The sequence below is a fragment of the Streptococcus devriesei DSM 19639 genome (genome assembly GCF_000423725.1).
Classification (GTDB): domain Bacteria; phylum Bacillota; class Bacilli; order Lactobacillales; family Streptococcaceae; genus Streptococcus; species Streptococcus devriesei.
On the sequence record NZ_AUIN01000018.1, the window covers coordinates 36,464 to 49,830 of the forward strand.

Sequence of the window (13,367 nt, forward strand, 5' to 3'; positions counted from 1 at the left end):
ATAATAAGAATATGATTGCTATGGAAATGATTGAAAGCTTAAAAAAGGAAAAGCTTGCTCCGATTACTGTTTTAACCGGTGAAGATTTTGGGCAGTACAGCCAGATGAAAGAACTCTTTTTAAATCAGATTGGTTTTGAACCCAGTGATTTGAATTATTCTTATTTTGATATGGCTGAAACGGCTTATCAGGATGCTGAAATGGATTTGGAGAGTCTGCCTTTTTTCGCTGATGAGAAAATAGTCATTTTTGATAATGTTGCCGATATTACAACGGCTAAAAAGTCTTATCTTGATGATAAAGAATTGAAGCGCCTGGAAGCTTATTTAGCCAATCCTCTTGCGAGTACAAAGCTGATTCTTTGTGCGTCCGGGAAGCTGGATGGCAAGAGACGTTTAGTGAAATTGCTCAAGCGAGATGCTCAGATTTTTGAAGCCAATCCTTTAAAGGAAGCGGAACTTCGAACCTATTTTCAAAAGCGGGCCCATAAGGAAGGTCTGGTTTTTGAGTCTGGTGTTTTTGAAGAGCTGCTTGCCAAGTCAGGTTTTGATTTTAGTGAGGTAAACAAGAATCTGACCTTCCTGAAGTCCTATAAAGCAGGCGGCCGGATAACCAGCCAAGACATCCGTCAGGCCATTCCTAAAACGCTGCAGGATAATATTTTTGATCTGACCCAGCTGGTTTTGTTGGGGAAGGTAGATGAGGCGCGTGATTTAATTCGTGATTTGCGGCTGCAGGGAGAAGATGAAATCAAATTGATTGCTGTTATGCTGGGACAGTTTCGTATGTTTACTCAGGTTAAATTACTGGGCAGTCAGGGGAAAACAGAACAGCAGATGGTAGCGGAATTATCTGACATTATAGGCAGAAGGGTCAATCCTTATCAGGTTAAATTTGCTGTCAGAGACAGCCGCAGCCTGCCGCTGTCTTTTCTTAAAAAGGCCATGGTCTATCTTATTGATGCGGATTATCAAATTAAAAGAGGTGTCTATGATAAGGACTATTTGTTTGATATGGCAATTCTGAAGATGGCGCATGAAAAGCAGTGAGCAGAATAGTTGTAAGCTCTATCATTTTACGATATGATGATGGTGTATTAAAAAAGAAAAGAGGTAATTGATATGGCAATTATTTTACCAGATCTTCCTTACGCTTACGATGCTTTGGAACCTTATATTGACGCGGAAACAATGACTCTTCATCATGATAAACACCACGCGACCTATGTGGCAAATGCTAATGCAGCTCTTGAAAAACATCCAGAAATTGGTGAAAATTTAGAAGTGCTTTTGGCTGATGTTGAACAAATTCCAGAAGATATCCGTCAGGCTCTGATTAACAACGGCGGCGGTCACCTTAACCACGCGCTTTTCTGGGAACTTCTTTCACCGGAAAAAACAGAAATTACTGCAGAAGTAGCAGCAGCAATTGATGAAGCTTTCGGCTCGTTTGAAGCCTTTAAGACAGCTTTCACTCAGGCAGCAGCAACACGCTTTGGTTCAGGCTGGGCGTGGCTCGTTGTGAATGCAGAAGGCAAGCTTGAAGTAATGTCAACAGCCAACCAAGATACCCCGATTTCACAGGGATTGAAGCCAATTTTAGCTCTTGACGTTTGGGAACATGCTTATTATCTCAAGTATCGCAATGTCCGCCCGGATTACATCAAAGCTTTCTTTGACATTATTAATTGGAACAAGGTTGCTGAACTTTATGCAGCAGCTATCGCAAAATAATTTTTAATAGATTAATTGGCGACACGACCAAAGGAGAACGATAATTTCTCCTTTGGCCGTTAGTCAGTCCTCTAGAGTGTGGGACAAAAATCGGTAAATCGTAATGACATTACGATTTCGATTTTGTCGTCCCACCTCCGCACAGTTGATTAGGATGGCCGCTATCACTTGCTTAGCAAGGGATAAGGACCTCCAATCAACCACTGCGTCAAACTGCTATATCTTAAATAGTAAAAGAGGAAGGACTTTTGTCCCAGCCTCGTGTGACATCGAGCGTTTAGCCGATGGAACTGAGGAGTGGAAGAAGGTTGCTGAACTTTATGCAGCAGCAAAATAGTTTTTCGCCATTATTTAGCAGGGACTGAGGCATTTTACCTCAGCCCCTTTTTATTATTCATAATAGGTGCCGAAGTCAGCAGTAACAGATGTTGATTTAATGTTTTTCTGAGCACAGTTGCATGGAGTGAAACTTTTGCCTGATTAAAAGCAGCTGAAATACTAAAGAAATTTTTTTAATAGTCTTGTCATTTCACTGTCAGTCCTTTATAATGGTAGGGTCAGGAGAAAATTGTGAATCGAAAAAAATTAATTGTATCAGTACTTGTTCTTGCTTTAGCAGTATTATTGGGTAGTTTTTTCTTTCAATCTAAAAATATCATGAAGCAAAACCGGTCTTCCTCAACAAAAACCTCATCCAGTCTCAGTGAAACCAGTGAAATAAAAAATGGCAATGAGGAACAGAAAACTTCCCCCAAGGTCGTTGAAAAAACAGCAGAAGAAAAACAAGCGGTCATGGATGCTGATGCAGCAACGATGGACGCTATCGGACTGCGCTATGACTACGCTAATTTGACCCTTCCTCAAGTCGTTCAGACATACTTGAACGAAAGGGGAATTGACCATTCCTGTGTTGCTTTTTCCTATAAAAATACAGCCAGCGGTGAAGTGATTGCCATGAATGAAGCGCAGCCAATGACTGCGGGTTCAACTTATAAGCTGCCTTTGAATATGCTGGCAGTGGATGCTGTGAAAAAAGGAGAACTTTCTTTAGAGCAGCCTTATGATATTACGGACCTTGAGTATGAATATATCGGCGAATACCAGGCTTACCGCAACCAGTTTGGTGATGATATGACCATTCCTGAAATGCAGGAGTACTCACTGATTTATTCCGAAAACACCCCTGCCTATGCCATGGCTAAGGCACTTGGAGGCTTTGATAAAGTTTATCCGATGTTTAAACGCTATGGCAAGTCTAAAGGCGACGTCAAAACGATTGATCAAGAGGGCAATAAAACGACAACAGACTATTATATTCAGGTTTTAAGCCACCTTTGGCAGCACCAGGATAAATACGCTGACATCCTTGGCTATTTGGGACAGTCTTTCCCAGGACTTTACTATGAAACCTATCTTCCCGATATAGATATTCGCCAAAAACCGGGTTATGTCCGTGAAGCCCTCAATATTGATGCTGTTGTTTATGAAAAAACACCTTATCTGATTGCGCTTTACACCGCCGGTCTGGGAGGAACTACTCCTGAAAACGATGAAATCAACGATGTCGGCTATTCTCAGCTCTGCCAATTGACCTATATTATCAATGAATGGCATCGTGTCAATCGCAATTAACAGACAAAGCCTCAGCTGCTCGCAAGCAGCCGAGGTTTTTTATAACAGCTTAATCATCGTTACCAAAAGATTGAAACCGGCAAAGTTATGGCAGATATCAATGATTCTTGGCGAAGGACGGTTGCGTTTTTCAAAAAATATTTAGAAGAACAGCTGTGATATTAAATGTTTCAGCATTTTATGAGTTTCACTCCATTATTAATTGAGTATTCAATGAGAAAATGGTAAACTGATTTTGAAAACGGGTACATCATTTAAAAGGGAGGACGGTTAATGGTTTAATATATTAATGAAAAACGCTCTTGCTAATTGCATGTTACTGTTGCTTTGTTTGTTAATAAGGTTATGTCACATGGAAAGGAACAAAAATCATGGTCTCATTAAAATCAGGAACCTATAAGGTGGTTGCAGAAGGCTATGAAGGCAATACAACACCTTATGAGGTTGTTATTAAAGATGGCAAACTTTCAGAGATTAATCCTCAAAAAGAAGTTATCCCGGATAGTTTAGAGGATACTGTTATTAAGCGTTTAACACAGCAGATGATTGGAGAGCAGACCCTTGAGGTTGATGCGATTTCCGGTGCGACTTCAACGTCCAAAGGTTTGGTTAAAGCTGTTGGTGAGGTGATTGCTCAGGCCGGCGGTAACCCTGATGAGTATCATCAGTCAGTCTCTGGCTCTGTCAGCAATTCCGAAGAAGCTGCAGCAGTTTCAAAGGCCGGCACTGCAGATGATTACAGCGAGTGGCGAACAGCGCCTGAAAAGATTGATAAGGAAATAAACACCGATTTTCTGATTATCGGGGCAGGGATTTCAGGATTGGCAGCTGCAGTTCAGGCAGGTGAGCTGGGACTGAAGACAACTGTTCTTGAAAAAATGCCCTTTGTTGCCGGCAATGGCGGCGGTGTCGAAGGGATTTTCGGCATCAACACTAAAATGCAAAAGGCAGCAGGCATTCACGCCAATAAAGAAGAAATCATTGCGCGTGAAGCTGAGCTGGGGCAATACCGTGTAGACGGCTCTTTCTGGGTTGATCTTGTCAATAATTCGGCCGACAATATTGACTGGCTGGTGGATCATGGTGTTCAGCTGACGTCTGTGGATGACTACCACGGAACTTGCCAGTTTCCGACCTTCCATTGGTACAAGGGCGGTTTTGCCTCTGTCGGCTATGTTCCTTATATGAAAGAACATGCTGACAAACTGGGTGTCGAATTTCTGCTGGAAACCAGTGCACAGGGACTGATTTATGAAGATGGTGCAGTCCGCGGTGCTTATGCTAAAAATAAAGACGGCATTTTGAAAATCAATGCTAAGGCGACCTTGGTTGCTACAGGCGGTGTGGGTCACAGTGAAGAGCTGATTGCAAAGCAAGGCTGGCAGACAGAAAACCTGCATTACTGCTCCATGCCAAGTAATACTGGTGACGGTTATAAGATGGCCATGTCTCTGGGTGCCAAGGACATGCTTTTGGAATCACCGGAGTTTATGATGAACTATATCATGGCGCTGCCGCACGAAGGTGTACACCTTTATATTGATCCTATCAATGGCTTTATGGCTCTGCCATCCGGCGGTCCTGTTGTATGGGTAAACCAAGAGGGCGTACGGCTGGTCAATGAAAATGTTAAGAAATATAATCTGCTCTATCAAAGAATGGCTATCCACTCAACCAAAAATACCTATCAGATTTTCAATCAGGCTATTTATGATAAGATTACCGAAGGGGTTGAAAATGCTCAGGAAATTTTGGCAGAAGCTGTTCGGACCAATGACGGCAATTCTTTGTATAAAGAAGACCGCATTGAAGATTTAGCACAGCATTTTAACCTGCCCAAAGATACAGTGGCTGATACGATGAAACGCTACAATCACTATTGTCACCAAGGCAAGGATGAAGAGTTCAACAAGGATGCGGACATGCTGATTCCGATTGAAGAAGGACCGTTTTATATCGCTCGGCTGGATCCGTCAAATCTGATTGGTATTGGCGGTGTCGGTTCTAACCGTAAATTTGAAGTTATTGATGAGAAGTTTGAAAAAATTCCCGGCCTTTACATTTCAGGAATGGACAGCACCATGCAGTACCGCAGTGTTTATACCATTACCTTGGGCGGTTCCGCCTGCGCTCACAATGTTAATTCAGGGCGCCACGCTGCCATGAATGCAAAAGACTACATTGTTAATGAATTCTAGATGCCAAAAAGAAAGGAAAGGGGTCAGGGTAAAATTTTGCCGCTTTTTCCGTATATTAGGCAGAGCAGCTTGCTGAATTTTTAAGGGATTGCTTGTCCTGCCAGTGATTATCAATCGTGCTAAGGCAGGAGACAAAATCAAACATCTGTCAAGTTAGCGATTTTTATAGCAATCTTGTTGATTGCAGCGGTTTATGGGTGACGGCGGAGCCAAACAGGTGTGTCTGCTCCGCTCTCATTGTTAGATTTAGGGGTTATGATGAAAAAACGTCACAAGGTTCACACCGGTCTAAGACTGAGCCTTTTAATAATTGGCTTACAGTTATTAAGTGTGGTTATCAGCATCAATTTTGGACGAACTGTGAACGAGCAAAGAATACTGTTTATTGTTCTTTTTATCTTAGTATGGATTCTTGTAATATTCCTTTTAAGGAAGTATTCGAAATTCATTGCAGCCAAAAGATTTGTTGCGGCCATTGCAGTCGTTTATGTCTTGCTTTATGGTGCTTTGTTTATGACTATGATGACAGATTCATCACCCAAGCCGATTCAGGGCAATAATCTGGCGACCATGAATTATACTAAGGATCTTTTTGCCAAGGGTTATCCTCATATGGAAGATGTTCTCAAAAAGGCGAAAGTTTCTTCTAATCGCTATAAGGAAATCTACCGGTTTGAAAACAAAGATTCGGCCTGTGTCATCTATTATGCACCTGCTCCAAAATCAGTTAAAAAAGGCCCTTCCCAAGCAAAAAATCCATTCTATCTATGCCCAAAACTGGAAAGTACTGAAATGTATAAAAAGAATGGGAAATACTATTACATTGGCAAAAGAAATCTGAACTGTTCATTTCATAAGAAATACTCCGATGAAAAGACGCTGCGATCAGATCTGCAGGGATCTCTGAAAAAGAAAGGGACATTTCCGGAATTTCAATCGGTTTATGCCTGGGGATGTTCTGCCTATCCGAATATGGAAAATGTTTCGATAGCAGGAAAAAAATGCAGGAAGGTCATTCCGCTGGCTGGGAAAGATGGAAGCACACTTTATTTTTGGCTGATTGATGGCATCTGTGTTAAGACCAATCCGGCTTCCGTAACTATCCGGGGCATGAATTGAGCTGTTTGGGTAAAATATCATAACTCCCTAATAACTGCTGCATAAACACTGCCTATTAAGGTAAAACCAGTTAAAGGGCTGCTGATTGACTGTTCACAAAAACAGGTACTCCAAAGATGAAGTACCTGTTTTTTTATCTAATGCTGAAATTGAAAGAGTTTGAGACTTTTGTCCCAAACTCTGGATTCATTTTTTATCATCCACTGCACTTGACAGAGTGCCCAAATAACTGATGTTACAGCACTGACAATAATATCAAATGCTATTAACTGTTTAAGCAATAGCATTTGAATTAATCTCAGTTATTCTTCACAGAAATTATAACCATGAGATAGGGGTGTGAATAGAATATCCGGCAAATCCGGCTAAAAGTCCGCCGATTATGGCACCGCCGATTGTCATCATCCAGCTGCCTGAAAAACTATAGCATAGCAGACCAAGTCCCAATGCTCCAAAAACGAGCCCAACTAATCCTAAAATTACAGATTGCATTCTGATCATCTCCGATTCATTTAAATTGGTGAAATAGGGGTTGTGATTGCCAATCCTCCTAAGCCGCCAGCGACCGCACCACTGATAGCGCCGCCCCAAATACCTGTAGCGTCGGCACCAGAGCCTGCGGCTAGCAAACCGCCGCCAAGGCCGCCAAGAACTGCACCGGCAGCTCCAAGAGCCCAGCCTCCGCCTTCAACATTCTCAAGGTAATCATTTCCTGCTGTTTCAAAGTTATCAAAAGCTACTGTGTCTAATGTTACTGTGTTCATAAAAATTCTCCTTTAATTTTTATTTTTATATTTGCCGCTTTATTTCAGCTGACGGTACTTACTTTAGCGGAATTATTTTCAGTTGGCAATGAATTTAAGATTTTTTAATAAAATAAAAATAGTAATGAGATAATGAGATATTGTGAAAATTATTCTGACAATTCACAGCAAAACTCAATTATAATCAACTCTGCTTCCAAAATATAGTCTTTAGAGACTATTCTTAGGTGACAATAGGCAGTGACTTTTTTGTACTCAAAAAGCTCTATAACTTCTGTACCTACAGCAATTATAGAGCCGATTTTTTTATGTTTAGCCTTTACTTAACAAACATGGCATCGCCGAAACTAAAGAAACGGTAGTGTTCGTCAATGGCATGCTGGTAAGCGTCCAAGACAAACTGACGTCCGGCGAAGGCAGATACGAGCATGACCAGTGTTGATTTTGGCAGGTGGAAGTTTGTAGAAAAGGCATCAACAATCTTAAATTGGTAGCCCGGTTTGATAAAAATATCGGTCCAACCGGAGTCAGCTTGGATGTGGCCGTCAAATTTGTTGCCGATGGTTTCAAGAGTGCGAATCGACGTTGTACCAACAGCCACAATGCGGCCGCCCTTTGCTTTGACATCTTTTAACGTCTGGGCGGCTTCTGCGGACAGACTGTAAAATTCTGAATGCATCTGATGCTCTTCCACATTGTCAACTGAAACAGGGCGGAAGGTTCCAAGTCCCACATGCAGGGTCAGGTAAACGAGTTTTACCCCTTTGGCTTTGATTTTAGCCAGCAGCTCTTCTGTAAAATGCAGTCCTGCTGTCGGTGCTGCTGCAGAACCGTTTTCTTTGGCATAAACGGTTTGATAGCGGTCACGATCGGTCAATTTTTCATGGATATAAGGCGGCAGGGGCATCTCCCCTAAGCTTTCTAAAACTTCCAGAAAAATGCCATCGTAAGAAAATTCAACGATGCGGCCGCCGTGTTCTAATTCTTTTATGATAGTTGCTTTTAAACGGCCATCGCCAAAAGAAATTCGGCTGCCGACTTTCAAGCGCTTGGCCGGCTTAGCAAGGACATCCCATTGGTCACCCTGCGTATTTTTCAACAGCAGCAGCTCAACATGTCCGTGTGTTTCAGCTTTTTCTCCGTGCAGCCGGGCAGGAAGCACGCGCGTATCATTCATAACCAAGGCATCTCCCGGATTCAATTCATCAATAATGTGATCAAAATGAGTGTCTTTCATCGTTTTGCTTTTATGGTCGATAACTAAAAGTTTGGAGCTGTCGCGCTGTTTGAGCGGTGTTTGGGCAATTAAATGTTCGGGTAAGTCAAAATCAAAATCAGTCGTATTCATAGTATTCCTCTAATAATCACTTTTTCAGCCTTACCATTATAACACGAGATAGCTTTTCAGTCATCATTGTAAATTGTATTGTAATGATTTTAGATGAAAGGTATAATAATATTATCTATAAAAAACATGTCATAAAAACCTGCGGTCAACAAAGTTTAACAGATTGCCGGTTTATTTCAAATTGCAGTCAAGAAAAACGGTTGGGAGTTATCTATGGAAAAGGAACAAAACTTTTCAAAGCGCTTGAATATTCTGCGCGCAGGGGTTCTGGGAGCAAATGACGGCATCATTTCTATTGCCGGTGTGGTTATCGGGGTTGCCAGTGCCACAGCTGATTTATGGATTATTTTTTTATCAGGTCTCTCAGCTATTTTGGCGGGGGCTTTCTCCATGGCAGGGGGAGAATATGTCAGTGTCAGCACTCAAAAGGATACGGAGCAGGCAGCTGTCGCGCGTGAGCAAAATTTACTGAAGAGCAACCCAGCTGCTGCCAGAAAATCTCTCTACAATGTTTATCTGGCTAAGGGTGAGTGCGAAACATCAGCAGAACTTTTAGTTAACAAGGCTTTTCTCAACAATCCCATCAAAACGCTGGTTGAGGAAAAATATGGCATTGAGTTTGGTGAATTTACCAATCCCTGGCATGCTGCCATGTCGAGTTTCATCTCTTTTATCATTGGCTCTTTATTTCCTACTGCAGCGATCATGCTTTTTCCGGAGCACATTCGGATTATTGCTACGGTTGCCGTTGTAGTCGTGGCCCTGCTGATTACCGGCTATGTCAGTTCCCGTCTGGGAGATGCTCCGGTCGGACCTGCCATGCGCCGCAATGTTTCCATCGGTCTTTTGACCATGCTTGCAACCTATCTCATTGGCCAGCTCTTTTCGCTTTGATGAGGTATGCTGACTGTTTTTCTAATCTGTGACCAAAGGCTGCTGTCTTGGTTTCAGACTGAAGAAAAAGTCTATTTTCTCAAAAAGTAATATTTTATTATGATACTTTCCTTAAGTAGCACGGACGGTAGCGACTTCCTTCGGAATTCCATACCTAAGTTCAAGATACAAAGGGCGTCTGCGGATAAAGGCAAAATAGGGAGTTCGACGCGGAATCGTTAAGATTCTAGGCGGACTTATCTTTTTGCCACAATCCGCAGCCCGTGTTCAATTAAGATTTTGAGTCTAGGTCTCAAAATCTCCGAGAGGCAGAAACAGTGAGTTTCTGCCTCTTTTGCTACATCGGAAAGTATCAGGTTAGTTTTTGATAGATTCTATATCATTTTACAAAAATGAAAAGTGATACTATTCTATGATAAAATTTGAGAGAAAATTTAGTTTTGGGAGTTTGTCTACAAACTGAGACCAAGACAGCAGTCTTGGTCTTTTTTGCTAGTAAAAGCAATCAAATCGGAATACTTTAATTGTTAATGTCTATAAGACTTGACACTAATTGGTCTATACCATATAATAATTGTATAGACCAATTGTGGAGGAGAACACCATGAAACTAATCATCGTTAAAGATCAAACACAAGGGGGCAAACAGGCCTTTGAGATTCTGCAAAGAGAGATAGAAGCCGGAGCTAAAACCTTGGGCTTGGCAACAGGCAGCACACCTCTGGAACTTTACCGTGAGATGCGGGATTCTCACATCGATTTTTCGGCTTTAGTATCTGTCAATCTTGATGAATATGTAGGACTGTCGCCTGATGATGAGCAGTCTTATGCCAGATTTATGAAAGAGCATCTGTTTGAGGCTAAACCTTTTCACAAGACCTATCTGCCCAATGGAAAAGCAGATGATTTAGTCCAAGAAACGGAGCGCTATGAGCAGATCATTGCTGACAATCCTATTGATCTTCAAATTCTGGGAATCGGCCGCAATGGCCATATCGGTTTTAATGAGCCGGGCACCGCTTTTGACAGCACAACCCATGTTGTCAATTTAAGTCCAAGTACCATTGAAGCCAACAGCCGCTTTTTTGAAAAGCCGGAGGATGTCCCGACACAGGCTATTTCCATGGGTATTGCCTCTATTATGAAGTCTAAAAAAATTATCCTCATGGCTTACGGCAGTCAAAAGGCTGATGCTGTTGCTCAGATGGTTAAAGGGCCGGTTACGGAAGCTCTGCCGGCCAGCATCCTGCAGAATCACCCTGATGTAACGCTGATTTTGGATGAGGCAGCAGCCGGCAAGTTATAATAAAAATAAGGAGCTGACAAGCTCCTTTTAGACTGAAGAAAAAGTCTATTTTTTCAAAAAGTAATATTTTGTTATGATACTTTCCTTAGGTAGCACGGACGGCAAAACCAAACGCCAAGGCTATAGCTCTTGACTAGGTTTTGCATTAGATTGCCGTTAGAAATAGTATCGATTTCTAACGGCAATCGTCATAGCGACTTCCTTCGGAATTCCATACCTAGATTTTGAGCCTAGGTCTCAAAATCTCCGAGAGGCAGAAACTCAATGTTTCTGCCTCTTTTGCTACATCAGGAAGTATCAGATTAGGCTTCGCTCATTTCTATATCATCTTACAAAAACGAAAAGTGATACTATTCTATGATGAAACTTTAGAGAGAATTTAGTTTTGGGAGTTTGTCTACAACCTGTAAGGAGCTGACAAGCTCCTTTTATGCTGTAATGAATCTATGTGCTCGATAGATGACTGTTTCAGACCTATTATAGTTATCCTTTTTCCAGGACGCCGTCGTTAAGATGATAAATGTCATCTGCGAAATCTTGCAGGCGGCTGTCATGGGTTACAATGACAATAGCTTTATTACCTTGGTGGGCCAGATCAGCTAGAAGTTTACCGACTTCTTTAACCCGCTCACTATCCAGTGCAGCAGTCGGTTCATCGGCGAGAACTACCTCGGGCTGAGTGTAAAGTGCACGAGCGATGGCTAAGCGCTGACGCTGACCGCCAGAGAGCTGGTCAGGGTATTTGTTTTTTAACTCGTAGATATCAAGCTGTTGGAGGAGCTGTGTCAGGGCATCTGAGCTGATATTTCCCTCTTTTTTGATACGATCAACCAGCTGAAACTGCTCCATAGCCGTCAAATAAGGAACCAGACTGTAGTTTTGCAGAACAAAACCAATCTTATTGAGGCGCAGATTATCCCGCTGCTTAGGCGTCAGCTTGAGCATATCCTGACCATTGATTGAAATGCTGCCCTTATCCGGTGTCTGCAAGCCGCCTGCAATAGTCAAGAAGGTACTCTTACCAGACCCGGACGGTCCCAGTACCAGAACAAGTTTGCCCTTATCAACGCTGAAATCTAGGTCTTTAAGGACGTGAACACGGGCACTGTCTTTCCCAAAGTATTTATTGATCTGTTTTAGTGTTAATACTGCCATGCTAACCTCCGATGATGCTTGTAGGATCGATTTTAGCGGTGATGCGAATCGGGATGAGTGATCCCAGAAGAGCCATAACGATCATACCGACTGATACCAGAGACAAGAGATCGATCTGGAAGGACATAGGAACACTGTTAGGGATAACCATGGCAGTTACAACTGTCAGACCAATCCCGATGACAAGTCCAACCAAAGTTAATAAGAAGGACTGAGCCAGTGTAGCACCCATCAAACGCCCGGCGGGAATCCCTTGAGCTCTAAGAACAGAGTAGTTGTTAATCTTCTGGATGGTAATAATATATAGGAAGACCGAAATGATAACTAAGGAGATAATCATCAAGAAAGCAATCATAAAGATGAATGTCTTATTTTGCGCCGAATATCCTGGCAGTTTTTGAATCATGGCATCGATTGTGTAGGATTTGACACCGTTCCTGTCAATCTTTAGGTTGGCACCCTTAGAGATGATGGCACTGGCCGCAAAATCTTTCGTTCCTTTGAGGGTTTGCCAGTCTGAGAGCTGTCCGTAAACAACGGGAGAAATATTGAGCTTGGCTCCCTTGGTAAATCCAACAATCGTGAACGTTTTATTATAGCCGTTGAGTTTGATGCTGTCACCAACATCATAACCGTCCTCAGCCAGAGAATCATCGACAACAACCTCGTAATTCTTTTTAAAGAGGCGTCCTTTGGAAATAGCCATGTCTTGGGCAATGAACTGATCTTCCTCAATCCCGACAAAATTTGCAGCCTTTTTATCAGCGCCGTTAGCTGTCAAAATGACAGTCGTTTCACCAATTTGCGCTTTATCCTCATCTTGACTGTAAGGACTTACCTGATCCTTAGTCAAGAGTGACTGACGCAAGGTTGTGTTGGCATTATCGTTGAGCAGGATGCTTTTGACCTTCCAAGACTCAATAGCTGCAGTGTTTTCATGAGCCAGCCCCAAAGCGAGACTAGTCATGATAAAGATGAGATAGGTAACGAGGGTAATCATGGCAATAACCATCCCATAACGAACTTTCTCATGTTTCATTTCTTTTAAGGCGAGAAACATAAATAACCTCCTATTTGTGTCAATAGAGTAACTATACTACTATGACAAGGGCTTGTCAAAAAGTTTGCAGACAAATTAAAAATAAACGATTTCTGTGTTTAAAGGAGCTAGGCAGTGGCTGTTTTATACAGCATTTAAGAGGCTGAAATATCGGACTT

The 13,367-nt window shown here is 42.1% G+C and carries 12 protein-coding genes; 7 read left to right on the top strand and 5 right to left on the bottom strand.

Going from position 1 to position 13,367, the window contains the following annotated elements; translation table 11 throughout:
* The first annotated feature begins 11 nt into the window (after positions 1 to 11).
* From holA to G573_RS0104395, 5 genes are all read left to right on the top strand, one after another.
* Positions 12 to 1,049 (top strand): DNA polymerase III subunit delta, encoded by a 1,038-nt coding sequence (gene holA / locus G573_RS0104375; protein ID WP_027975565.1) that lies wholly within the window; start codon positions 12 to 14, stop codon positions 1,047 to 1,049.
* A 72-nt stretch (positions 1,050 to 1,121) separates the two neighbouring features.
* Positions 1,122 to 1,733 carry a superoxide dismutase SodA gene (sodA, locus tag G573_RS0104380; RefSeq protein ID WP_027975566.1) on the top strand — a complete coding sequence of 204 codons (612 nt, stop codon included), beginning with the start codon at positions 1,122 to 1,124 and terminating at the stop codon, positions 1,731 to 1,733.
* A gap of 570 nt (positions 1,734 to 2,303) precedes the next feature.
* On the top strand, positions 2,304 to 3,365 hold the full coding sequence (locus G573_RS0104385; protein WP_027975567.1) for a serine hydrolase: 1,062 nt from the start codon (positions 2,304 to 2,306) through the stop codon (positions 3,363 to 3,365).
* Positions 3,366 to 3,736: 371 nt separating this feature from the next.
* Positions 3,737 to 5,563: an FAD-dependent oxidoreductase gene (locus tag G573_RS0104390; protein ID WP_027975568.1), complete on the top strand. Its 1,827-nt coding sequence runs from the start codon at positions 3,737 to 3,739 to the stop codon at positions 5,561 to 5,563.
* Positions 5,564 to 5,818: 255 nt separating this feature from the next.
* Positions 5,819 to 6,682, top strand: a complete 864-nt coding sequence (locus tag G573_RS0104395; RefSeq protein ID WP_156888796.1) for a hypothetical protein — start codon at positions 5,819 to 5,821, stop codon at positions 6,680 to 6,682.
* Between the two features lie 318 nt (positions 6,683 to 7,000).
* On the opposite strand, the gene G573_RS11270 is transcribed toward G573_RS0104395, so the two are convergent.
* The 3 genes from G573_RS11270 to queA form a co-directional block, all read right to left on the bottom strand.
* Positions 7,001 to 7,174 (bottom strand): hypothetical protein, encoded by a 174-nt coding sequence (locus tag G573_RS11270; RefSeq protein WP_245543135.1) that lies wholly within the window; start codon positions 7,172 to 7,174, stop codon positions 7,001 to 7,003.
* A 20-nt stretch (positions 7,175 to 7,194) separates the two neighbouring features.
* Positions 7,195 to 7,446 (bottom strand): hypothetical protein, encoded by a 252-nt coding sequence (locus G573_RS0104400; protein ID WP_027975570.1) that lies wholly within the window; start codon positions 7,444 to 7,446, stop codon positions 7,195 to 7,197.
* Positions 7,447 to 7,765: 319 nt separating this feature from the next.
* The gene (gene queA, locus G573_RS0104405) at positions 7,766 to 8,794 is read right to left on the bottom strand and encodes a tRNA preQ1(34) S-adenosylmethionine ribosyltransferase-isomerase QueA (RefSeq protein WP_027975571.1); all 1,029 of its coding nucleotides are present in this window, start codon (positions 8,792 to 8,794) and stop codon (positions 7,766 to 7,768) included.
* 213 nt (positions 8,795 to 9,007) lie between these two features.
* On the opposite strand from queA, the gene G573_RS0104410 reads away from it, so the two are divergent.
* Positions 9,008 to 9,688 (top strand): VIT1/CCC1 transporter family protein, encoded by a 681-nt coding sequence (locus G573_RS0104410; RefSeq protein WP_027975572.1) that lies wholly within the window; start codon positions 9,008 to 9,010, stop codon positions 9,686 to 9,688.
* Between the two features lie 604 nt (positions 9,689 to 10,292).
* Positions 10,293 to 10,994, top strand: coding sequence for a glucosamine-6-phosphate deaminase (gene nagB, locus G573_RS0104415; RefSeq protein ID WP_027975573.1), 702 nt, complete (start codon positions 10,293 to 10,295; stop codon positions 10,992 to 10,994).
* 483 nt (positions 10,995 to 11,477) lie between these two features.
* On the opposite strand, the gene G573_RS0104420 is transcribed toward nagB, so the two are convergent.
* Complete coding sequence (locus tag G573_RS0104420) at positions 11,478 to 12,149, bottom strand: ABC transporter ATP-binding protein (protein WP_027975574.1); 672 nt, start codon at positions 12,147 to 12,149, stop codon at positions 11,478 to 11,480.
* Position 12,150: 1 nt separating this feature from the next.
* Positions 12,151 to 13,209 (bottom strand): ABC transporter permease, encoded by a 1,059-nt coding sequence (locus G573_RS0104425; protein ID WP_027975575.1) that lies wholly within the window; start codon positions 13,207 to 13,209, stop codon positions 12,151 to 12,153.
* Positions 13,210 to 13,367: the final 158 nt, after the last annotated feature.